Raw genomic sequence first — 23,345 nt, 5'->3', positions numbered from 1 at the left:
CTCAAATCTCATGTCTCAAATCTCAAATCTATTCAAAATGAACTTAGAAATATTAACTCCAGATAAAAAAGTTTTCGAAGGTGAAATAACTGCGGTTACGGTTCCTGGCACTTTAGGCTCGTTTCAGATTTTAAAAGACCATGCGCCAATCATCTCAACTTTAGAAGATGGAGAGGTAATTATTAAAGCTAACAAAACAGACGAGCAACGTTTCTTTATAAAAGGCGGCGTTGTAGAGGTTATTCACAACAAAATTGTCGTACTTGCCGAAGGTATTGCTTAAAACGGTTACTGAAGGCCATAGTAACTCGGTCAATATATTCCCAAAAGCCTTTTCGATGATTTCGGAAAGGCTTTTTTTTAAAAAAGCTCCCCGTAGAAACGGTTCGGTAAAGCGAAAAACGGCATGCGTTATCACCAGAAGGCTGATCTTAATTGGGCATTAAAACAACATCGCCAGGTTATCATATAATATCATTATTCTCCTTTTCGAAAAGCAAAACCTGTGTTCCAATTTAGGCTAATCCCACTTTCCGCTTAATCTTTTTACCATTATCCCCAAACTGAAGCCCAGGGTGGTAAAAAGGATACCGCTGCAATTGGGTTTAAACATTCAGGCAACTACTGCTATTCCACAAATTTGCACCGCCATTAAATAAACCTTGTATAAATAGCTTTAGTATACTCCTTAATTCTTTCAATTCCAAAACCACCAATTGCATATGCCGCGACTATCATAAAAATTAAATAAAATAGTTCTTAAAATTGAGTTTTCCAGAGCTGAGCTTGATTTTAGGCAGAAACTATTCTAAAATGTAATGCTTGCATAATAAACATACCATATACCGTTTCGATATTCAGTCTACAGTCACCGACATTAAATCACTAATCTAGCGTGGATTAAGAATTATATTCTGTTTTAAATTTTTTATAACGAATTAAATTCTGATTTTAATTTTATTAATTTTCTCTTGCATATTACTGAACCAAAAACTAAATTGGTATTTATAAATAATCAGGGAAAGATGAATTATCAAATTAACTATATTTCTAACCAGGCTACTGCAATTGCAGCAGGTAGAACTATATTATTACCTGTCATTATTGTCAACCTGCTACTCCTAAATATTTTATGGGGCAACAAGCGGACGCAGAATAAATAGCATACAAAAACTAAATATACTTAAAGCGTCCTGGTAAAAACAGGACGCTTTTTTTAAATAAAAAACCCGGTATTATGAAATACTATAATTCTAATACGATTATTTACCTTGACGGGCGGTTTGAAAAAGCCGTAGATAGCAGCACCGACCTTTATGGGCAATCTTTACATTATGGATATGCAGCTTTCGAAGGCATCAGGGCATACAAAACGCACAATGGAAATCGCATTTTTAAGGCTGCTGCGCACTTCGATAGGTTAGAACGTTCTTGCCAACTGGCTAATATTCCATTTCCTTGGGATAAAAATGAATTAATTAGCGAAACCTATAAGTTGCTTACCTTAAATAAGTTGAAAGACGCATACATCCGTCCACTTGTTTTTTGTCACCCGAACATGAAATTGAACGGACCAACTGGTGTGTCAATTTTAATTTGTGCATGGGACTGGGACGCCTATTCGGGAAATAAGTTATTAAAATTAACCATCTCAGATTACGAAAGACCGAACCCAAAATCCACTCCGATGGAGGCGAAATTGAGCGGAAACTATGTGAATTCAATATTAGCTACAACCGCAGCCAACATTAAAGGTTATGATGAAGCATTGCTTTTAGATATGCACGGTTTTGTAGCAGAAGCCTCGGGTGCAAACATTTTTGTTGAAAAAGATGGCAAGCTCTACACGCCTTCATTAGGAAATATTTTACCTGGCATTACCAGAGCAACAGTTAAGGAGTTATGCACCGTTTTAGATATCGAATGTATCGAGAAAAAAATAACTGTAGCGGATTTAAGATCAGCCGATAGTGCTTTTTTATGTGGCACAGCCACTGAGGTTGCTGGAATTGCTTCAATAGACGACATTGTTTTCCGCAGCTTATGGCGAGAATCTATTGGCTACACCATCCAAAGAGCCTATAAAAATTTGGTGTTAGAAAAAGTGAATTACGAAGTGATTATTTAAAAGATCTTAGAAGTTAGATGTGAGATGGTAGACTTGGGATTTGAGAAGATAGTATCAAGTAGAAAGTATCATGTAGCAAGACCAATAAACTATTGATTTGATGAACCAACCAATGAACGAAATTAATAAATACAGTAAAACATTTACACAAGACCCAACACAACCTGCAGCCCAAGCCATGCTTTATGGAATTGGCTTAACAGATGCTGATATGGCAAAAGCACAGGTGGGCATTGCCAGTATGGGCTACGACGGTAACACCTGCAACATGCACCTTAACGACCTTGCAAAAGACGTTAAAGCAGGCGTTTGGAAAAATGATTTAGTGGGACTGGTTTTTAATACGATTGGGGTTAGCGATGGAATGAGCAACGGTACCGATGGTATGCGTTATTCACTTGTAAGTAGAGATGTGATTGCCGATAGCATCGAAACCATTTGTGGTGGTCAATATTATGACGGTATTATTTCTATCCCTGGTTGTGATAAAAATATGCCAGGTGCCATTATGGCTATGGCCCGTTTAAACCGCCCATCAATTATGGTTTATGGTGGAACAATTGCTCCTGGTCATTATAAAGGCGAAGAACTGAACATCGTTTCTGCTTTCGAAGCATTAGGTCAAAAAATCTGTGGCAACTTATCAGATGAAGATTATCAGGGGATCATTAAACATACTTGTCCGGGTGCCGGTGCCTGTGGAGGCATGTATACCGCTAACACCATGGCATCTGCAATTGAAGCCCTGGGCATGAGTTTACCTTACTCCTCCTCAAATCCTGCAATCAGTGCGGAGAAAAAACAAGAGTGTTTAGATGCTGGTCAATACATCAAAGTTTTATTAGAGAAAGATATTAAACCATCTGATATTATGACGAGAAAAGCATTTGAAAATGCCATTCGTTCAATTATTATATTAGGCGGAAGTACAAATGCAGTGTTACACTTTATTGCAATGGGCAAAGCCATCGGTGTAGAAATTACACAAGATGACTTCCAGAAAATGAGTGATATCACACCAGTATTGGCCGATTTTAAACCAAGTGGCAAATACCTGATGCAGGATTTACATCAGTTCGGCGGTATACCAGCGGTATTAAAGTATATGTTAAATGAAGGATTATTACACGGCGACTGCTTAACTGTAACGGGAAAAACAATGGCAGAAAACTTAGCTGATGTAAAATCAATTATGGATTATGACCAGAAAATCGTTCAAAAATTGAGCGAGCCGATAAAAGCAACTGGTCACTTACAAATCCTTTATGGAAACTTAGCTGAAAAAGGTTCGGTTGCAAAAATCTCGGGTAAGGAAGGTGAGAAATTCGAAGGTCCTGCTCGTGTATTTGATGGTGAAAAGGATTTAGTTGCTGGAATTTCTTCTGGAAGAATTAAGCCCGGCGATGTGGTGGTAATTAAAAATGAAGGTCCGGTTGGTGCGCCAGGTATGCCAGAAATGTTAAAACCTACTTCTCTAATTATTGGTGCTGGCTTAGGCAAATCAATCGCCTTAATTACCGACGGACGTTTCTCTGGCGGAACACACGGTTTCGTGGTTGGACACATTACCCCAGAAGCTTATAAAGGCGGTTTAATTGGTTTAGTGCAAGATGATGACTTGATCGAGATTGATGCTATAAATAACACCATCAACTTAAAAGTGAGCGATGAAATTATTGCAGAGCGAAGAAAAAACTATGCTCAACCAGCATTGAAAGTAAACAAAGGCGTTTTATATAAATATGCTAAAACGGTATCAGACGCAGCAAGTGGTTGTGTAACTGATGAATATTAACCTTTAATTCCTGCACGGAAAAATAAAGGACTGGAAAAAATTAGTCATCCCGACTATTGACTAAATATTAAAATGAATTACTATGCAAGTTATCAAAAGTATTCAAAGTAGAATTTATGAAATTCGGGGTGAAAGAGTAATGTTAGATTTCGATTTAGCATTGCTTTATGAAGTTGAAACTAGAGTTTTAAATCAAGCAGTAAAACGAAATAATAAGCGTTTCCCTGAAGATTTTATGTTTCAGCTTACTAAACAAGAATTTGAAAATTTAAGGATTGAAATCAACAATGTAGACATGTCATCACAAATTGTGATGACATATTCTTCCAAAAGACCAAATTCTGCTTTGCCTTACGCATTTACTGAGCAAGGTGTAGCCATGTTAAGTGGAGTTTTGAGAAGTGAAAGGGCAATCAACATGAATATTGCCATTATGAGAGCTTTTGTAGATGTAAGAAAAATCTTATTGAAACAAAATAACTTAAACGAACAGTTACTCGAAATTAAAGAAAGACTTGGTGAGCACGATGTACAACTAAATGAGCTTTACGATGCAATGGATAACATGCTTGATGAAAAAATTGCTCAATTGAAATGGAAAGATAGAGAGCGAATTGGATTTAAAATAAAAGAATAACAGAACCACAAAAACATAATTATGGAAACTGTGCAAGACACATTACAAGCGATGGAGGCTAAAGCAGAAACCTCATCTAAAACCTTTAAAGGAACAGGTTCGCAAGTTCTTTTAAACGGACTAATTGAAGAAGGTGTAACCACCATTTTCGGATATCCAGGTGGGGCTATTATGCCAATTTACGATGCTCTTTATGATTATACTGACAAACTTGAACATATCTTAGTACGCCATGAACAAGGCGGGATCCATGCCGCACAAGGTTTTGCAAGAGCGAGCGGCAAAGTAGGTGTTTGTTTCGCCACCAGCGGACCAGGTGCCACCAATTTAGTTACGGGCTTAGCTGATGCGCAAATCGATAGCACGCCCCTAGTTTGTATCACAGGGCAGGTTTTTGCACATCTTTTAGGAACCGATGCTTTCCAAGAAACCGATGTGATTAACATCACTACGCCAGTTACGAAATGGAATTATCAGGTTACTGATGCCAAAGAGATTCCGGAGGTGTTGGCTAAAGCATTTTACATTGCTAAAAGCGGCCGCCCGGGGCCGGTTTTAATTGACATTACTAAAAATGCACAAATACAGATTGAAGAGTTTCCAGAATATGTAAGATGCAATCATATCCGCTCTTACCGTCCAAAACCTAAAGTTAGGATAGAATATATAGAGCAAGCTGCAGCATTAATTAATCAAGCTAAAAAACCATTTGTATTATTCGGACAAGGGGTAATTTTAGGTACGGCAGAGCAAGAGTTCAAAGCTTTTATCGAAAAAAGTGGTATTCCTGCGGCATGGACAATCATGGGCGATGGTGCAATCCCTACCGACCATCCTTTAAATGTAGGCATGTTGGGGATGCATGGCAATTACGGGCCTAACGTTTTAACAAACGAATGTGATGTATTAATCGCTATTGGTATGCGTTTCGATGATCGCGTTACAGGCCGTTTAGACAAATATGCTAAACAGGCTAAGGTGATCCATTTAGATATAGATCCTGCAGAAATTGATAAAAACGTAAAAGCAGAAGTAGGCATTTGGGGCGATTGTAAGGAGACATTACCCCTACTTACCAACTTAATCCTTGAAAATAAACATGAGGATTGGTTAGCTAAATTTAAAACTTACAACCAACAAGAGATAGACCAAGTTATTACGCCAGAACTTTACCCTGCCGGCGATGAAATGACTATGGGCGAGGTATTACGCAACATTAATGAGATTTGTGGCGGAGATGCGGTAATTGTGACCGATGTTGGTCAGCACCAAATGGTGGCGTGCCGTTATGCTCAATTTAACAATACCCGCAGCAACATAACATCTGGCGGTTTAGGCACTATGGGATTTGGTTTGCCTGCAGCAATAGGTGCCAAATACGGCGCTCCAGATAAAACAGTTATCGCCATTATTGGAGATGGTGGTTTCCAGATGACGCCGCAGGAATTGGGCACTATTATGCAGTTTGGCGCTGCAGTAAAAATCCTAATCCTGAACAACCGTTTTCTAGGTATGGTTAGGCAGTGGCAAGAGCTATTCAACGACAAACGCTATTCTTCTGTTAACATCACCAGTCCGGATTTTGTAGCGCTTGCTAAGGCTTACTACATCGAAGCAGATAAGGTGGAAGAACGTGCCAGTTTGAGAAAAGCATTGGAAACAATGATCAACCATGAGGGCTCATACCTGCTAGAAGTAATGGTAGGTAGAGAAAATAACGTGTTCCCGATGGTGCCGCAAGGCATGAGCGTAAGCGAAATTAGGTTGAAGTAAGTTTAAGGATTGACGATTGAGGGCCGACGGTTTAAAGTTAAAGTTTTAAAAAATGAGTACTGAAAATACAATAGAACACAAAGTTAGCAAAGCTGATTTCGATGGTAAGCAAGAATATACCATTACGGTGTATGCTGAAAACAGGATTGGTTTATTAAATAGAATTGCAATTATTTTTTCGAAAAGAAAAATCAATATCGAGAGTTTAAACAGTTCTGCATCTGAGATTGATGGCATTCATCGCTTTAACATTGTTATTACGGAAAGCTACGAGGTAGTTAGAAAATTGGCCCGACAGATTGAAAAGCAAATTGAGGTTTTAAAAGTTTATTTCAACACCAACGATGAAATTATTTGGCAAGAACTGGCTTTGTATAAAGTTTCTACGGATGAAATTACTGAACGAGTTACCGTAGAACGCTTGCTAAGGCAATATGGCGCCAGTGCTGTGGTAATCCGTAAAGATTATACTGTTTTTGCGGTAACGGGACATAGAGAAGAAACCGATGCATTAGTGAAAGCTTTAGAACCTTATGAGCTGATTGAATTTGTGCGATCGGCAAGAGTAGCCATTATTAAAGATAGCGCCGGCTTCCACGAAAAGCTGAAAGAATTTGAGGCCATTGAGCCAGGAGAAGAACTGGTAGAAAACGAGTTTTTAGATAAGGGCGAGAAAATTTTTACGATGTAGAATTAAGATGATTTGCCGATAGCTAAAGGCTGAAGTTTTTGAAACTGTATTTAAAATAACGTAGCAAACCTTTAGCTAAACTTCTTACCCTAAACTTATACGAAAGACGAACGAATGAACGAAGTATTTGAATTTATTATAAACGCTAGGAAGGCTTTTATTCAATTAATTGATAGCCTATCAATTGAACAACTGAATGAAATTCCAGCTGGATTTAACAATAACGTGATTTGGAATTTCGGTCATGTAGTGGTGAGTACGCAAACGCTTTGTTATGTAAGAACGGGATTGTTAGCAGATGCAAACTCCGTAAAATTTGTGGATAGTTATAAGAAGGATACCAGGCCAACTTACACCGTTTCGATAGAGGAAGTTGCTGAACTGAAATATATTGCTTTGGATAGTGTTAGAAAAATTGAAGAAGATTATTCAAATGGAAAATTCAGTTCGATTACGCCATACTCGACCGCTACTTATGGTGAGGAGTTAACCAGTATCGAAAAAGTTTTAATTACAACAATTGGGCACGATAACCTTCATTTTGGATATGCCCTAGCGTTAAGAAAGGCTTTGCAACAGTAACGTAGTTCTACGGCGGTTTGGAAGGCAGGCCAAGGTAGATAAACCCGATTGTAGCGAAAATACTTTTAGCGGCTGAAATGCAATTAATGAATACATTTTTGCCACCCCAGCAACCTCAAAAAGGGTAACTGAAGCAGACAAAAAGATTGCAGCGAAAAGCGGGACTGAAATAACCGATGAGCAGATAAATTGCTTTTCAAGGGTAAGAAAATTGATAAAATAGCGAGGAATACAATAAACATAAACCAAAAAATAAATAGAAATTAACCGATAAAACGATGTCAAATTATTTTAATACACTACCTCTAAGAGAAAAATTGAACCAATTAGGTGTTTGCGATTTCATGGACAGCGCTGAATTTTTAGATGGCGTTAGTTCCCTAAAAGGCAAAAAACTAGTAATTGTAGGTTGCGGCGCACAAGGCCTAAACCAAGGTTTAAACTTAAGGGATAGTGGTTTAGATGTTAGCTACACTTTGCGCAAGGAAGCTATTGAAGGCAAAAGAGATAGTTGGAAAAATGCCACAGAGAATAACTTTAATGTTGGCACTTACGAAGAATTAATACCTGGTGCTGATGTGGTAATTAACCTTACGCCAGATAAACAACACACTGCCGTGGTTAACGCCATTATGCCTTTAATGAAAGACGGAGCTACTTTATTGTATTCGCATGGCTTTAACATCGTAGAAGAAGGTATGCAAATTCGCAAAGATTTAACTGTAATTATGGTGGCACCTAAATGCCCAGGTAGCGAGGTTAGAGCAGAATATGTGCGTGGTTTCGGCGTACCAACTTTAATTGCAGTACACCCAGAAAACGATCCTCAAGGTAAAGGTTTGGCACAGGCAAAAGCGTACTGCGTGGGTACTGGCGGGCATAGAGCGGGTGTATTAAAATCATCTTTCGTTGCAGAAGTAAAATCTGATTTAATGGGCGAGCAGACTATTCTTTGTGGTTTGTTGCAAACAGGTTCTATCCTATCGTTTGATAAAATGGTAGAAAAAGGCATTGATGCGGGATATGCTTCGAAATTGGTGCAGTACGGTGTTGAAGTAATTACCGAGGCTTTAAAGCAAGGTGGTATTACAGCGATGATGGATCGTTTAAGCAACGTAGCCAAAATTAAAGCTTTCGAAATTTCTGAAGAATTGAAGGATATTATGCGTCCGCTATTCCAAAAACACCAGGATGATATTATGAGTGGCGAGTTTAGCAGCACCATGATGGAAGACTGGGCAAATGGTGATAAAAACTTACTAAAATGGAGGGCCGAAACTGGCGAAACTGCTTTTGAAAAAACACCTGCCGGCGACGTAAAAATTGGCGAACAGGAATATTTCGACAATTATACTTTGATGGTAGCATTTGTACGTGCGGGGGTTGAACTGGCTTTCGAAACCATGGTGCAAGCGGGCATTAAACCAGAAAGTGCTTACTACGAAAGTTTACACGAAACGCCGCTTATTGCCAATACCATTGCCCGTAAGAAATTATTCGAAATGAACCGTGTAATTTCTGATACTGCAGAATACGGCTGCTATTTATTTGACCAGGCTTGCAAACCTTTGTTAGCTGATTTTATGAAAAAAGTTGATACCGATTTAGTGGGTAAAAACTTTAATGAAGGCAAAGATGGTGCCGTAGATAATAGGAAACTAATTGAGGTAAATGAGGCCATCCGTACGCATGAGGTTGAACAAATTGGTGCAACGCTACGCAAAGCGATGACCGCTATGAAGGCAATAAAAACTGCTTAAAGCCCCACCGAAACTCCTCAAAAGAGAGGAGATTTTTGAATTGAAGCAAAAGACAAAACCGCAGAATTAATTTTCTGCACAATAATAACACACTCACTACTCCCTCCCCTTTGCGGGAAGGTTGGAGTGGGCTAAAAATAATAAGATGGGTTTAACATTAGTAGAAAAAATTTGGGATGCACACGTTGTAAAAAGCGAAAAAGGATTTCCTGATATTCTATACATCGATACACACTTAATACACGAGGTAACTTCCCCGCAGGCTTTTGATGGTTTACGTAAGAGAGGTTTACCTGTTTTACGTCCGCAGCAAACGGTAGCGACTGCCGACCATAACGTACCAACATTAAACCAATTACAGCCAATTAAGGAGGAGCTTTCTCGCTACCAGGTTGATATGCTTACGAAGAACTGTGCTGAATTCGGAATTGAGCTTTATGGCTTAGGCCATCCTTTCCAAGGGATTGTACATGTAATTGGTCCGGAATTGGGCATTACCCTACCAGGAAAAACGATGGTTTGTGGAGATAGTCATACCTCTACGCACGGTGCTTTTGGCGCTATTGCCTTTGGTATTGGCACCTCGCAGGTAGAGCAGGTTTTCGCCACGCAATGTTTATTGCAATCGAAACCCAAAACCATGAAAATTGAAGTGAATGGGACATTGAGCAAAGGCGTTGGTGCAAAAGACATTATCCTTTATATCATCTCTCAGATCTCGGCTGCCGGGGGCACGGGATATTTTATTGAGTATGCAGGTTCAGCAATAGAGAGTTTAAGCATGGAAGCCCGGATGACCATTTGCAACATGAGTATAGAAATGGGTGCTAGAGGCGGCTTAATTGCGCCAGACCAAACCACTTTCGATTACATTGAAGGCAGGGAATTTGCACCAAAAGGCGAAGAATGGGATAAAGCTTTGTCTTATTGGAAAACCTTATACAGCGATGCTGATGCGAGATTTGATAGCGTGCTAACATTCGATGCTGGAGACATTGCGCCAATGATTACCTATGGTACCAACCCTGGTATGGGAATGGGCATTCAGGAAAATATTCCAGCAACGCAGGCACAACCGGAAAAAGAAAAACTTTCTTATCAGAAAGCTTTGGATTACATGGGTTTTGATGACGATGCTTCATTAATTGGCAGACCGATAGATTACGTGTTTATTGGCAGCTGTACCAATTCTCGTATCGAAGACTTACGCGAAGTAGCCGCCTTTGTAAAAGGTAAGCGCAAGGCGGATAATGTTACGGTTTGGATTGTTCCAGGGTCGAAACAAGTAGAGCAGCAGGCAAAAAACGAGGGTTTAGATCAAATTTTTGCAGCTGCTGGTTTCCAATTACGTGAACCAGGATGTAGCGCTTGTTTGGGAATGAATGAGGATAAAATCCCGGCAGGTAAATATTGTGTATCTACATCGAATAGAAACTTTGAAGGCAGACAGGGACAAAATGCCAGAACACTTTTGGCAAGTCCGTTAACTGCCGCCGCTGCTGCAGTAACTGGCGTGATAACGGATGTTAGGGAAATGCTTGAAAAGGTAGAAGGTTAAAAGGCGGAAGGTAGAAAGTTTTACAAAAAACTTAACCGCTTGTTATTGCGGGGCACCAAGCTTATTGAGATAGCACATAGAAATGATTTTAGAAGTTGCCATATTGAATATTAAGACAGGTTTATCGGCTGATTTTGAAAAGGCTTTTAGCGATGCGCAAAAACTTATCTCTTCGATGGATGGTTACATTTCACATCAGTTGAAAAAATCTATCGAAGAGATTGATAAATATATTCTACTTGTAAACTGGGAAACTTTAGAAGCACACACAGAAGGTTTCAGAGGGTCTGAAGAATACCAAGATTGGAAAAAGTTATTACATCACTTTTATGAACCTTTTCCGATAGTTGAACATTATTATTAAAGCTGGAAGACAGAAGGATTAGTGTTTAAGAGAAACAATAAATGAAAAAAATAACTGCAATATTCACGTTTTTATTCCCTCTTCAGAGGGTCAGGAGGTAATATGCCAGAAATAGTTTGGGATAGTAAATTATATGATAGACAACATCAATTTGTATCTGATTATGGTGCGGATGTTTTGCAATGGCTTGCTCCCAAACCTGGTGAAGATATTTTAGACGTGGGTTGTGGAACTGGTCAACTAGCTGCGCAGATTGCAGAAAGTGGTGCTAACGTTTCCGGAACCGATGCTTCTGTTGATATGATTGCAACTGCAAAGGCCAATTACCCAGGGATTAATTTTAAAGTAGAAGATGCTACAGAGCTCCAATACAATGAAATATTCGATGCCATTTTTAGCAATGCCACTTTCCATTGGATCGAAAACCAACCTGCCTTAATTGAGGGTCTGTTTAAAAGCTTAAGAACCGGCGGAAGGTTAGTAGCAGAATTTGGCGGAAAAAGAAATGTGAAGAGTATCACTGATGCGATAACTTCTGCAGCTAAAAATTTAGGCCTCGCCGATAAAGTGATCAATAACTTTTGGTACTTCCCATCTATCTCCACATACACCACCTTGTTGGAAAACGCTGGTTTTGAAGTTGAACAAGCTTGGTTATTTGATAGACCTACAAAACTAAAGGGTGAAAATGGAATGATTAGTTGGATTAATCAATTTGCTACCCATGCTTTTAAAAACCTAACTGATGATGAAGGCGAAGCTATTAAAACCCTTGCTGTAGAAATTTTAAAACCGAACTATTTTATAAATGGTGAATGGGTTGCCGATTACAGAAGATTGAGGATTAAGGCCCATAAAAGGTAGAGGGTATTGTGAGGTTGAAGGTTTAAAAAGCATAAAGACGAAAGCTAAAAAAATACAGTGTACTAAAATAACGTGAATACAAGTCTTGATACTTGATACTCGCTACTTGATACGATTTGAAATGAAAAAATTCACAAAATTAACATCGGCGGTTGTACCGTTAAATATAGAAAACATAGATACCGACCAGATTATTCCGGCCAGATTTCTAAAAGCAACTACTCGCGAGGGTTTTGGAGAAAACTTATTTCGTGACTGGCGTTATGAAAACGACAATAGTCTGAAAGCTGATTTCGTGCTGAACAACCCAACATACAGTGGAAAAATTTTGGTTGCCGGTAAAAATTTTGGTTGTGGCAGCAGTCGTGAGCATGCAGCCTGGGCCATTCAAGATGCAGGTTTTGATGTCGTAATTAGCAGCTTCTTTGCTGATATTTTTAAAGGAAATGCACTTAACAATGGCTTGCTGCCCATACAAGTGAGTGAAGATTTTTTGGCTCAGATTTTTAATGCAGTTGAGATTGATGCAAAATCTGCTCTGGAAGTAGACCTGGAAAATCAAACCGTTATGATTTTAGCTACCGGTGCAAAAGAGGATTTTGAAATAAACCCTTATAAAAAATCGTGTTTGATTAATGGCTATGATGATATCGATTTTATCCTGGCACAAAAAGATTTGATTGAGGCATTCGAGAAGAGCTAAAACAAATATGTGTCGTCACCCTGAATTTATTTCAGGGTCTAACTTATAAGAATTAATGCATAACAGATGCTGAAATAAATTCAGCATGACGAGCGCCAAAAACCATTTGAAATTCAAAAAAAGAACACAGTGAAAGAAAGTATAGTCAGTATTCAAAACCTAAACCTAAAATACCAGCAAAAGCAGGTGTTAAAGGATTTGAATTGGACTATAAACGCAGGCGAAAACTGGGTTTTATCTGGAGAAAGTGGCAGTGGAAAAACAACGTTAGCTAAAATTATAGCTGGTTTAGAGACTGCAAGTGGCGAGGTAAAAATCCGCTTCAATTTAGATAGTGAACTACCTAAAAAAGCATTATTTGTAGCGAGTTGGTATCAATTTAAAAACTTAGAAGGTGTTGCCAATTTTTATTATCAACAACGTTATACCAGTCAGCAGGCTAAAGATACTGTTACCGTTCATGGAGAATTAGCGAGTTTCGGCAAAGAAAATAACCTTCATTTTGATCAGGTAGAGCCGATATTGGAAAAGCTGCACTTTTCGTCATTTGCCAGTTCTCAGTTAATTGAATTATCAAGTGGAGAGCACAAAAAATTACAGCTGGTAAAAGCATTGTGGCTAAAACCACAATTGTTAATTATTGATCAACCATATACAGGCTTAGATGCAGCATCTCGTAAAAGTCTAAATATTTTGCTAGACCAGCTGGCGGCGATCGGCGTCCAATTCATTTTGATAAGCAATGATGAAGAATTGCCATTGTGCATCAACTGCTTTGCGACATTAAGAGATAACCAATTAGTTACCTCTCCCCGCAAAGAAGCTAGGCTAGAAGCTGCTCAGGAGAATTTGAAGCATATTCCAACATTCTTGCAATCGTCTCCTATATATACGGCAAAACAAATGGTAAAAATGGTTGATGTAAATATCAGCTATGGTGATAAACAGGTATTAAGGAATATTAATTGGGAAGTAAATGCTGGTGACAAGTGGCTTTTGCAAGGCCATAACGGTTCGGGTAAATCTACGTTACTAAGCTTGATTAATGGCGACCATCCCCAATCTTACGCTAATGAACTTTATTTGTTTGGTAACCGACGAGGAAGTGGTGAAAGTATTTGGGAAATTAAACAACATATTGGGTTAATATCACCAGAATTTCACTGGTATTTCGACGCCAATGCTACAGTATGGCAGAGTATTGCTTCTGGTTTCTACGATACTGTTGGGCTTTTCCAGCAGCTACCTTATAGCAAGAGCGAACAGGTTGATGAGTTGGTCGAGTATTTTGGATTAACCTCATCAAAAAACGAGCTATTAACTGCGCTACCTTTAGGAAAACAAAGGTTGGTTTTATTGGCTAGAACAATTATTAAAAACCCTGAACTATTGATTTTGGATGAACCTTGCCAAGGTTTAGACCAACAACAAACACAACAATTTAACACATTGGTTGATAGATTGTGCAGCAACGGAATGACGCTGATTTACGTTGGTCATTTTGAAGCGCAATTGCCAACCTGTATAGAAAAAAGAATTTTATTAGAAAAAGGCGAGGTAAAACTCGTTGAAGATATACTAGAAAGCGTTTAAGAATGAAGAAGAACATTTTAGTAATACCAGGAGACGGTATTGGACCCGAAGTGACTACATGGGGAAAAGCAGCTTTAGAGAAAATTGCTGAAATCTTTGGACATGAGTTTGTGTTCGAGGAAGCCTTGATGGGACACGTGGCAATTGAAACTACTGGCGAACCTTTGCCTGATGAAACGTTAGAAAAAGCACGAAAAAGTGATGCCATCCTGTTTGGCGCTATTGGTCATGCAAAATATGATAACGATCCAAGCCTGAAAGTTAGGCCAGAGCAAGGTTTATTGAAAATTCGTAAAGAGCTTGGTCTATTTGCAAACCTTCGCCCAATATTGCTGTTTGACGAACTGCTTCAGGCATCGAGTATTAAACCTGAAATTTTAAGGGGAACAGATATTTTGTTTTTCAGAGAATTAACTGGCGATGTTTATTTCGGCGAGAAATCTCGCTCGGAAGATCGAAATACGGCTTCAGACTTAATGATTTACCATAAATACGAAGTTGAGCGTATTGCACATAAAGCATATCAGGCAGCACAACAACGTAGTAAAAGATTGTGTTCTGTAGATAAAGCCAACGTTCTCGAAAGCTCTCGCTTGTGGCGTGAAACCGTTCAGGAGATTGCAAAACAATACCCTGATGTTGAAACCGAACACATGTTTATTGATAACGCAGCCATGCAGTTGATCAAAAACCCAAAAAAATTCGATGTGGTTTTAACGGCAAATTTATTTGGCGACATCCTTACCGATGAAGCTTCGCAGATTGCAGGATCTATGGGAATGCTTGCATCTGCGTCTGTGGGCGAAAGTACTGGTTTCTTCGAGCCTATACACGGTTCTGCACACGATATTACTGGTAAAGACCTTGCAAATCCGCTTGCTTCTATCCTTTCGGCAGCGCTGATGCTCGAGATCGGTTTTGGTTTAAAAGAGGAAGCCAAGTTTCTGGTGGATACCATAGATGAAGTTTTGAAAGAAGGTTTCAGAACAAACGATATTGCCGACCAAAGTACCAACCGTTTTAAGGTGTTGGGCACAGCAGAGATGGGCAAATTGGTCTTAAAATTCTTATCACAAAAAAACAATCAATCCTAAATATAAGATGATGATTCACGATCCAAACAAAGTTTACATTTTCGACACCACCTTACGTGATGGCGAACAGGTACCCGGCTGCCAGTTAGATACTAACCAAAAAGTTGAAATCGCAAAATCGCTCGAACTTTTAGGTGTTGACGTAATTGAGGCGGGTTTCCCGGTATCGAGCCCTGGAGATTTTAATAGTGTTATTGAACTTTCTAAAGCGGTAAATAATCCAATTATTTGTGCTTTAACCCGTGCAAATAAGAATGATATTGATGTTGCTGCAGATGCATTACGATATGCGAAACGGCCACGGATTCATACCGGGATTGGCGCCTCAGATTTCCATATTAAGCATAAATTCAACAGCACCCGCGAAGATATTCTGGAACGGGCTATTGATGCCGTGAAATATGCTAAAAAGTATGTGGAAGATATTGAATTTTATGCCGAAGATGCTGGGCGTGCAGATATTGAGTTTTTAGCGAAAATGGTGGAAGCGGTAATTGCTGCCGGTGCAACGGTAGTAAATATTCCTGATACTAATGGATATTGCTTGCCAGACCAGTACGGCTCTAAAATCAAGTTTCTAAAAGAAAATGTTAAGAATATTGATAAAGCCATTATATCCGTACATTGCCATAATGATTTAGGCTTGGCTACTGCAAATTCTATTGCTGGTTTGCAAAATGGTGCCCGTCAGGTAGAATGCACTATTAATGGCATTGGCGAGCGTGCCGGAAACACCTCGATGGAAGAAGTGGTAATGATTTTAAAAACGCACAAAATTTTAGGTCTGAATACGCAGATAGATACCACTCGTTTTTATGAGATGAGCCACATGGTGAGAAATCAAATGAACATGCCAGTGCAGCCAAATAAGGCAATTGTTGGCGGGAATGCATTTTCGCATAGTTCTGGTATACACCAGGATGGTTTCTTGAAAAACCGTGAGAACTATGAAATTATTAAACCTGAAGATGTAGGCTTTCCCGATGCGACGATTGTACTGACCGCGAGAAGCGGTCGTGCTGCCTTAAAACACCACCTAGACCGATTAGGGCATTATTTAGAAAAAGAGCATCTGGATATTGTTTATAAGCAGTTTTTAATTCTTGCTGATAGTAAGCAAGGTATAAACGATATGGACTTAAACCAATTGGTTGCGCTACATTTGGCATAGCGCAAAGGCGAAATGCAAATTGACTGGGTTTTAGATTAAAGCTTATTGATACAGCATCGTATTTTTAACTGCTAATGCGGTTTCACATCGAAGCACTTTACGAGGTTCGATAAACCTGATAGTAGTGAAAATACTTTTTAAAGGTATGCTACCGAAAATATAGGATGATGCCGAGGAACGAGGTATTGTGAGCGATAATATTACACCTTTAATTGGCGCAGCATATTTTGTTTTAAAAAGATTGTAACGGATAGCAGGACTGCATTAACCGACTAACATTGCTGCTGCTTTACAAATAATAATAATTGGCCTGGCAACCAATCTGGATTCTTGAAATGATAGAAATGAATACGACAACCCCAAATACTTTAGATTTTAATTCGGCCATGCAACGGCTCAAGGGTGTGGTAAAACGTACCCCGCTGGAGTTTAATGCCGGACTTTCAGCACAATATAATGCAAGTATTTACCTAAAGAGAGAAGATTTGCAGATTGTACGGTCTTACAAGTTGCGTGGTGCGTATAACAAAATTAGTCAGCTGCCGCAAGCAGATTTAATGAATGGCGTAGTGTGCGCAAGTGCGGGTAACCATGCGCAAGGTGTTGCATTTTCGTGCAAAAAGCTAGGAATTAAGGGGGTAATATTTATGCCTGAAATTACGCCCAAGCAGAAAATTAAGCAGGTAAATATGTTTGGCGGCGACAATATCGAAATTATTTTGGTTGGCGACACTTTTGATGATTGCTTGAAAGAGGCATTGATTTACTGCGAGGCGAAATCATCTACTTTTATTCCGCCCTTTGATGATGAAAAAGTGATTGAAGGACAGGCAACTGTGGCTGTTGAAATTTTAGAAGATCTACCAAACCTTGATGCCATTATTGTGCCTGTAGGTGGTGGCGGCCTGGCATCTGGCGTAAGTGCATACTTACAAACGGCAAAACCCGATGTTAAGATTTTTGGCGTTGAGCCCATGGGCGCACCTTCCTTAAGTGAGGCTTTAAAGAATGGAGGACCTATAACGGTTGAGAATATTGAACGCTTTGTGGATGGCGCTGCTGTGAAACGAATGGGTTGGATTACCTACCAATATTGCCAGGAATTGCTGAGTTCTACTTATTTAATTCCTGAAGGGCAAATTTGCACTACCATATTAAAACTTTACAACGAAGATGCTATTGTTGTAGAGCCTGCCGGCGCACTTTCTGTGGCTGCTTTAGAGCAGGTTAAAGACCAGATTGCAGGCAAAAATGTGGTTTGTATTATTAGTGGTGGCAATAACGACATTGAAAGGATGCAGGAGATTAAGGAGAAATCGCTCCTTTTTGAAGGTTTGAAACACTATTTTATCGTTCGCTTTCCGCAGCGTCCGGGAGCCTTGAAATTATTTGTAAATGAAGTTCTAGGTCCGCAAGATGACATTACTCGTTTCGAGTTCATAAAAAAAACAAATAAAGAAAATGGCCCTGCTTTAGTAGGGATTGAGCTATCGAACAAGCATGATTATGCCAGCTTGCTGCAACGAATGAAGGATTTTAAATTCGAAATTATAGAGTTGAACCAAGATCAGACTTTGTTTGAATACTTGGTATAGGGATCCATGTTTAACCGAAACTTATCAAGCCGTAATATTGAGTGGACTTTAATGAAGTACATTCAAGTTATTCAATCAATTGCCTGGAGAAAAGATCTTTCCGCCCTACAGTTGAGATACCGAGTGTTCCGTAAGAATTGAAAAAATGAACTTTAAAGATTTAGCCGACAAAACATTGATTGCCGATAGTGATATTGATTGGGAAGATTTAGGGGCTGGTGTAAGGCGCAAAATTATGGCTTACGATAACAGTATGATGTTGGTGAAGGTTGAATTCGAAAAGGGCGCTAATGGAGCTTTGCATAACCATCCGCATTTGCAAATGAGTTACGTGGCTAAGGGAAGTTTTGAGGTAACCATGGGCGATAAAAAGCAGATACTCCATGAGGGCGATATTTTCTTTGCACCAACATTGGTTTACCATGGAGTGGTTTGTATGGAAAAGGGATTGCTTATAGATATCTTTAATCCACACCGGGAAGACTTCCTTAAATAAGCAATGTAAAGCGTGTAGGCCTGCCCAAAGGGCGATTTACTGAAAATAACTTTTTGGCGATTAGCCCTGTCCTATTCAAAAGTCAACCGTACGTTTTTGTAACCTAAGCCTTCAATAATCGGCTTGAGCACATTGGCGGCATTGGTTTTTGTTTGTGCAAGAATATCGGATTTTTCTACCTCGGTAGTAATTTTACGCTCCGCCGCCTTATAAGCTTCATCAACCAATTTGGCTTCGCGAAAGAAAGCCATTTTAGTGTCGTAAACCCTTGAATCTTTATGGTCTATTGTAACATAACAGATTTCTGGCTGTGGCAAATTTACTACAGCTGTATCTGCATCAATTGTAATATCTTCACGTCTAATTTTCATCAGATCTATACATCCTACCGCCTCGGCTTTAATAATTAGTAACACACTGGCTTCAGGCAAAAAATCAGTTTTGTTTTTGTGTTCTAATACATCGCTGATTTGGTAGCGCACCAGTTCTAATTTACCTATAGCCTCTATTTTCTCAACCAATAGCTGATGTTTGCTCTCTACCGAAGTATTGATACTAAACTTTTTAGAGATAAAAAGGTAGCCAGCTACAACTAATATCAACCATGGTAAAACTCTAAAAAATACTCTCATGCTATTGCGTTTAATTCAAATCTCTAATGGAGGTTACTAATTTGAAACAATTATTAAACCACAATTCGTTTTTCGAACATTTTTGGCAGTGGTTTTGTATTACGCAACATACACACAAATAAACACTAATCAACATGAAAAAGCTTACCATTTTAATGCTTTGCATCGCCACACTAGGTTTGGCATCGTGCAAAAAAGAAGTTTTGGTTCAAAACAACAACACCATTCTCACCGTGGTGAAAGACATCTCTTCAAATTCGTGGATTTTGAGTAACGATGCTAAAACCTACTCTGCTAATATTTCTATTCCGGAGATAGACCAATACCACGTAGACAATGAAGGAACATTGGTTTACATATCTTATAACAATGGAACAAGTTACATTGCCGTACCATTTGTTTATAATGTAGATGCCTATAGTTTTGAAGTTTACAACGGTGGCGTTTCGATAGATATCCAAAGTGCCGACTATCAAGCTACTACGCCAATAAAGCCTACCTCTACGGTTAGGGTAAAGGTTGTACTTGTTGGCAACGACTTGTAGAAACCTACAAAAATTCTAGAAAACGACCGATGTTCAACTGAACGTGGTCGTTTTTTTTATGTGCCCCGCGGTTCAGTTGTAATGCCCTAACGGTTACGCCATTTCTTTCCAAGAGCAGTTCGTCATAAAACCCTTTGTAGTAAACGTCTTTTACTTCAAACCTTCTGCTACTCCAGTTACTATTTATTTCGGCCCATTCGGGATAGAAAACCACCGTGCCAGCGAAAGTTTTAATACCCAACTTTTCTGCATCGCCACGAGATAGAACAACCGCATTCCCTAAAATCTGTGCTGTATAAATATGTTTAGGCTTTTGGTAAATTTCTGATGGCTTACCAGTTTGCAAGAGTTCGCCGTTTCGTAAAATCAACAACTGGTCGGCTAAAAATAAGCCATCAGCAGGATCATGAGAAACCAAAATTACCGTTACACCCGTTTCAGCAGCAACGCGTTTAATATCTGCACGCAGCTGGTTTTTAAGCAAAGCGTCTACCTGGCTAAAAGGTTCATCCAGGAGTAAAACCTTGGTATCGGCAACCATAGCTTTGGCAATGGCTACGCGTTGTTGCTCTCCGCCGCTAAGCTCAATTATTTTTTTATTTTGTAATGGTAGAATCCGCAAATGCTCCATTATAGCCAAAGTCTTTGCCTCTTTGGTTTTTAAATCGGTATTTGATAGCTGTGAGGCAATATTGTCGTAAACTTTCGCATAGATATTTAAAGAGAAGTCTTGCGTTACCATCTTCATCTGTTTATGACCGGGGATCAACTGTTCATCTGGTCCTTTAACTTTTTCATTTTCGAAAAAGATTTCTCCCTCATCAGTTTTTAACAAGCCGTAAATCGATTTTAACAAGGTAGATTTGCCGCTGCCACTTTCACCAATAATGGCTACCACGTCGCCACGATTAATATCAAAACTGACATTTTTTATGCCCCCAGCCTGTTCGTCCTGGTACTGCTTTGTTAAATTTTTAACGCTGATTATATTGTCGCTCACGACGTAAAGATAGGAAAGCTTAAGGGTTTTAGGGTAAAGGCTTTGGCTTATAAACAAAAAATCCTGTTTCGCCTAACCGAAACAGGATTTAACATTTATGTGTGTGATGATATTTTAGTTTAAACCAAAAGTAATACCGAAGCTCATATTCCTTAAACCTGCTTGGGCGGGCGTATTAAACATATCGTTGAAATAATATTTCGTAAACAAACCTAAGCCATTGTAACCGAACCTGATTGAACCACCGTAGCGCACAGATTGAAAATGATAGTTATCGTATTGTTTGTCTTTCCCACGCTCCTCGCTAATTTGCTTCACCTTACCATTTAATAAGAAGCTAACTTCTGGCCCCAATACAAAGTAGAACCTTTTGCCCTTAGCATTTTCTTTGGTACGAATTTCAAAATTTAAAGGTATGTGTACATAACTGCTAGAAAAGCGATTTTTGGAAAATTCGATGTTTTCGTTAACGTAAGCCAAGGTTGGTTGATTCTTTTGGATGGTAATGTTATCACGTAATCTGATCAGTGTCCAGTCAAAACCGCCTGCAACATACACTTTGAAGTTAGAATTAAAACGGTACCCCAACTGTAATACATCAAATGAGAAAGTGCTTGTTTTGCCACCTTTGTAATCTAAGAATTCATTGTTTGGAGATAAGTTGAAGTCGCCATTATCAATCAACCTAGAGAAACCCAAATCTACCCTGGTAAAAGTAACGCCACCAACAAAGCGTCCTTTTTTAGCGTTCTCAGTGCTATCTGTTTTTGAGATCAGCGTACCGCCACCAATTCTAACAGTATATTTTGTTTTCTTTTTGATAACTGTATCTTTAACTACCGTATCTTGTTGTGCAAATGCACTTGGAGCCATAACACCGGCAAGTCCGCTTACCAAAAGTGTTGTAAAAATCAGATGTTTCATATTGTGAGTGTTTATTTTGTGTATTGATTATTTTTTCTTTTTACCAAATTTAAAAGGGCCGATATTAATCGATGATATTGAGGAATCATCATCATCAGTACGGAACTGGATAAACTTATCTTTTCTTTTATCCACTTTGTTTACGATGAAGTTTACAACATCACCAACATTTCTGATATTCCTGGTATCAGCATCTGTCGTTTCAGCACTAACATCAACTACATCATCTATTTTAATGTTTGTTGGATTCGCAGCTAAAACAACATCATTCGTTTTCGCCAGTACAGCTTCATCTATCTTTGCTTTCAAATCTCTTTGAGGCTCTTGTACTGCAGCAATCATCGTTTCTTGTTTTTGCATTTCTGGAGCAGTAACAATGTGTTGCTTTTGTAATGGTTTAACTCTGGCGCCATTTTTAACTTTTGCCGTATTTGTAATAGGTTGCACACTTACTGGCAATGGTGTTTTCGGGGTAGCGGTTTCAATCGTCGTAGCAACTTCACCAGCCGAATGTTGTTTCTCTTCTCCTGGTTTAACAACGCCAGGGGCTACATAATTTACAAATTGTTTGGATTGCGTATCTTGCTGTTGATAAACCAAAAACCCAACGGTGGCAACCAATAGAACTGCCGCTGCAGCTAGCCAGTAAATCGGAAAAATCCTTTTTTTCTTAGGTTCAATTTCGCTTTCAATGCTGCCCCACAAATCTCTCGATGGCTTAATTTCTGCATCATCAAAAGCATTTTTAAATAGCTTATCAAAATCTTTATCCTGTATAGGTTGCATAACCAAATCCCTCCATTTTTATAATTTCCTCTTTTAAAATTGCCCTGGCTCTAGATAGTTGCGATTTACTGGCACCCTCGGATATACCAAGCGTTTCGCTAATTTCCTTATGCGAGTACCCTTCTATCGCATACATATTAAATACCATACGATAACCATCAGCCAATTTCTGAATCACCTTCATTAAATCTTGCATGCCAAGTGTGCCAAAATCAAATCCAGTTGATGGTTGCTCGTATGCTTCATCTATCTCAACAACATTCAGGCTACGCAAATTCTTGCGGTAACTTTCAATCGCAGTGTTTACCATTACTCTTCTAATCCAACCTTCAAATGAACCATCACCTCTATAGGCTTCTATCTTCTGGAAAACTTTGATATATCCCATCTGCAAAATATCCTCAGCTTCCATTTTATCCTTTGCATAACGCATGCATACTGCCAGCATTTTAGGTGCAGTTTGCCTGTACAGCAACTCTTGCATCTTTCGGTCGCCTGCTTTGCAGCCTTCCATTAAATCATCTATCGTATAGCTTCGGGTCAATTTCATTGTGCGTTTGTATATAGAAGATGGCAGATCGCAAACAATGGTTGCATGAGGTAATAAAAAAATATTAAATAATTTGTTGTGAATTGATTATCAATGATATAAAA

At 39.0% G+C, this 23,345-nt stretch carries 23 protein-coding genes; 18 read left to right on the top strand and 5 right to left on the bottom strand.

Annotated features, from left to right (window positions below; genetic code table 11):
- Positions 1–37: 37 nt before the first annotated feature.
- The 17 genes from atpC (at position 38) to OQ268_RS14830 (ending at position 18,804) form a co-directional block, all read left to right on the top strand.
- Positions 38–283 (top strand): ATP synthase F1 subunit epsilon, encoded by a 246-nt coding sequence (gene atpC / locus OQ268_RS14910; RefSeq protein WP_265857203.1) that lies wholly within the window; start codon positions 38–40, stop codon positions 281–283.
- 954 nt (positions 284–1,237) lie between these two features.
- Complete coding sequence (gene ilvE / locus OQ268_RS14905; protein WP_265857202.1) at positions 1,238–2,128, top strand: branched-chain-amino-acid transaminase; 891 nt, start codon at positions 1,238–1,240, stop codon at positions 2,126–2,128.
- A 112-nt stretch (positions 2,129–2,240) separates the two neighbouring features.
- On the top strand, positions 2,241–3,923 hold the full coding sequence (gene ilvD, locus OQ268_RS14900; protein ID WP_265857200.1) for a dihydroxy-acid dehydratase: 1,683 nt from the start codon (positions 2,241–2,243) through the stop codon (positions 3,921–3,923).
- Positions 3,924–4,005: 82 nt separating this feature from the next.
- Positions 4,006–4,560 carry an ORF6N domain-containing protein gene (locus tag OQ268_RS14895; RefSeq protein WP_265857198.1) on the top strand — a complete coding sequence of 185 codons (555 nt, stop codon included), beginning with the start codon at positions 4,006–4,008 and terminating at the stop codon, positions 4,558–4,560.
- Positions 4,561–4,611: 51 nt separating this feature from the next.
- A complete protein-coding gene (gene ilvB / locus OQ268_RS14890; protein WP_265857396.1) occupies positions 4,612–6,333 on the top strand; it encodes a biosynthetic-type acetolactate synthase large subunit in 1,722 nt (573 codons plus the stop codon).
- 52 nt (positions 6,334–6,385) lie between these two features.
- Positions 6,386–7,024, top strand: a complete 639-nt coding sequence (ilvN, locus tag OQ268_RS14885; protein ID WP_265857196.1) for an acetolactate synthase small subunit — start codon at positions 6,386–6,388, stop codon at positions 7,022–7,024.
- A 114-nt stretch (positions 7,025–7,138) separates the two neighbouring features.
- On the top strand, positions 7,139–7,606 hold the full coding sequence (locus OQ268_RS14880) for a DinB family protein (RefSeq protein WP_265857193.1): 468 nt from the start codon (positions 7,139–7,141) through the stop codon (positions 7,604–7,606).
- A 278-nt stretch (positions 7,607–7,884) separates the two neighbouring features.
- On the top strand, positions 7,885–9,366 hold the full coding sequence (gene ilvC, locus OQ268_RS14875) for a ketol-acid reductoisomerase (protein WP_265857191.1): 1,482 nt from the start codon (positions 7,885–7,887) through the stop codon (positions 9,364–9,366).
- Positions 9,367–9,511: 145 nt separating this feature from the next.
- Positions 9,512–10,924 (top strand): 3-isopropylmalate dehydratase large subunit, encoded by a 1,413-nt coding sequence (gene leuC, locus OQ268_RS14870; RefSeq protein ID WP_265857189.1) that lies wholly within the window; start codon positions 9,512–9,514, stop codon positions 10,922–10,924.
- An 82-nt stretch (positions 10,925–11,006) separates the two neighbouring features.
- Positions 11,007–11,288, top strand: a complete 282-nt coding sequence (locus tag OQ268_RS14865) for an antibiotic biosynthesis monooxygenase family protein (protein WP_265857187.1) — start codon at positions 11,007–11,009, stop codon at positions 11,286–11,288.
- Positions 11,289–11,390: 102 nt separating this feature from the next.
- Positions 11,391–12,152, top strand: coding sequence for a class I SAM-dependent methyltransferase (locus OQ268_RS14860; RefSeq protein ID WP_265857185.1), 762 nt, complete (start codon positions 11,391–11,393; stop codon positions 12,150–12,152).
- 121 nt (positions 12,153–12,273) lie between these two features.
- On the top strand, positions 12,274–12,855 hold the full coding sequence (gene leuD, locus OQ268_RS14855; RefSeq protein ID WP_265857184.1) for a 3-isopropylmalate dehydratase small subunit: 582 nt from the start codon (positions 12,274–12,276) through the stop codon (positions 12,853–12,855).
- A 129-nt stretch (positions 12,856–12,984) separates the two neighbouring features.
- Positions 12,985–14,448 (top strand): ATP-binding cassette domain-containing protein, encoded by a 1,464-nt coding sequence (locus OQ268_RS14850; RefSeq protein WP_265857182.1) that lies wholly within the window; start codon positions 12,985–12,987, stop codon positions 14,446–14,448.
- Between the two features lie 2 nt (positions 14,449–14,450).
- A complete protein-coding gene (gene leuB / locus OQ268_RS14845) occupies positions 14,451–15,542 on the top strand; it encodes a 3-isopropylmalate dehydrogenase (RefSeq protein ID WP_265857180.1) in 1,092 nt (363 codons plus the stop codon).
- A gap of 10 nt (positions 15,543–15,552) precedes the next feature.
- Positions 15,553–16,713 (top strand): 2-isopropylmalate synthase, encoded by a 1,161-nt coding sequence (locus OQ268_RS14840; protein ID WP_407674012.1) that lies wholly within the window; start codon positions 15,553–15,555, stop codon positions 16,711–16,713.
- 344 nt (positions 16,714–17,057) lie between these two features.
- Complete coding sequence (gene ilvA, locus OQ268_RS14835; RefSeq protein WP_265857175.1) at positions 17,058–18,308, top strand: threonine ammonia-lyase IlvA; 1,251 nt, start codon at positions 17,058–17,060, stop codon at positions 18,306–18,308.
- A gap of 145 nt (positions 18,309–18,453) precedes the next feature.
- The gene (locus OQ268_RS14830; protein ID WP_265857174.1) at positions 18,454–18,804 is read left to right on the top strand and encodes a cupin domain-containing protein; all 351 of its coding nucleotides are present in this window, start codon (positions 18,454–18,456) and stop codon (positions 18,802–18,804) included.
- A gap of 71 nt (positions 18,805–18,875) precedes the next feature.
- Here the strand turns inward: OQ268_RS14830 and OQ268_RS14825 are convergent, their stop codons facing one another.
- A complete protein-coding gene (locus OQ268_RS14825; protein WP_265857172.1) occupies positions 18,876–19,436 on the bottom strand; it encodes a DUF4230 domain-containing protein in 561 nt (186 codons plus the stop codon).
- Between the two features lie 134 nt (positions 19,437–19,570).
- On the opposite strand from OQ268_RS14825, the gene OQ268_RS14820 reads away from it, so the two are divergent.
- A complete protein-coding gene (locus tag OQ268_RS14820; protein WP_265857170.1) occupies positions 19,571–19,981 on the top strand; it encodes a hypothetical protein in 411 nt (136 codons plus the stop codon).
- A gap of 4 nt (positions 19,982–19,985) precedes the next feature.
- Here OQ268_RS14820 and OQ268_RS14815 read toward each other — a convergent pair whose 3' ends face one another.
- The 4 genes from OQ268_RS14815 to OQ268_RS14800 all read right to left on the bottom strand — a co-directional run bounded on the left by OQ268_RS14815 (position 19,986) and on the right by OQ268_RS14800 (position 23,241).
- Positions 19,986–20,981 (bottom strand): ABC transporter ATP-binding protein, encoded by a 996-nt coding sequence (locus OQ268_RS14815; protein ID WP_265857169.1) that lies wholly within the window; start codon positions 20,979–20,981, stop codon positions 19,986–19,988.
- A 114-nt stretch (positions 20,982–21,095) separates the two neighbouring features.
- Positions 21,096–21,905: an outer membrane beta-barrel protein gene (locus OQ268_RS14810; RefSeq protein ID WP_265857167.1), complete on the bottom strand. Its 810-nt coding sequence runs from the start codon at positions 21,903–21,905 to the stop codon at positions 21,096–21,098.
- 27 nt (positions 21,906–21,932) lie between these two features.
- Entirely contained in the window at positions 21,933–22,691 is a 759-nt protein-coding gene (locus tag OQ268_RS14805; protein WP_265857165.1) for a hypothetical protein, read from the bottom strand.
- Entirely contained in the window at positions 22,672–23,241 is a 570-nt protein-coding gene (locus tag OQ268_RS14800) for an RNA polymerase sigma factor (RefSeq protein WP_265857163.1), read from the bottom strand. The genes OQ268_RS14805 and OQ268_RS14800 overlap by 20 nt, the downstream gene beginning before the upstream one ends.
- Positions 23,242–23,345: the final 104 nt, after the last annotated feature.

Origin of the sequence: Pedobacter sandarakinus (genome assembly GCF_026240095.1) — a bacterium.
Lineage (GTDB): Bacteria > Bacteroidota > Bacteroidia > Sphingobacteriales > Sphingobacteriaceae > Pedobacter > Pedobacter sandarakinus.
Note: the sequence above shows the minus strand (reverse complement) of the source record. Positions and strands in the feature narration are given on the sequence as shown.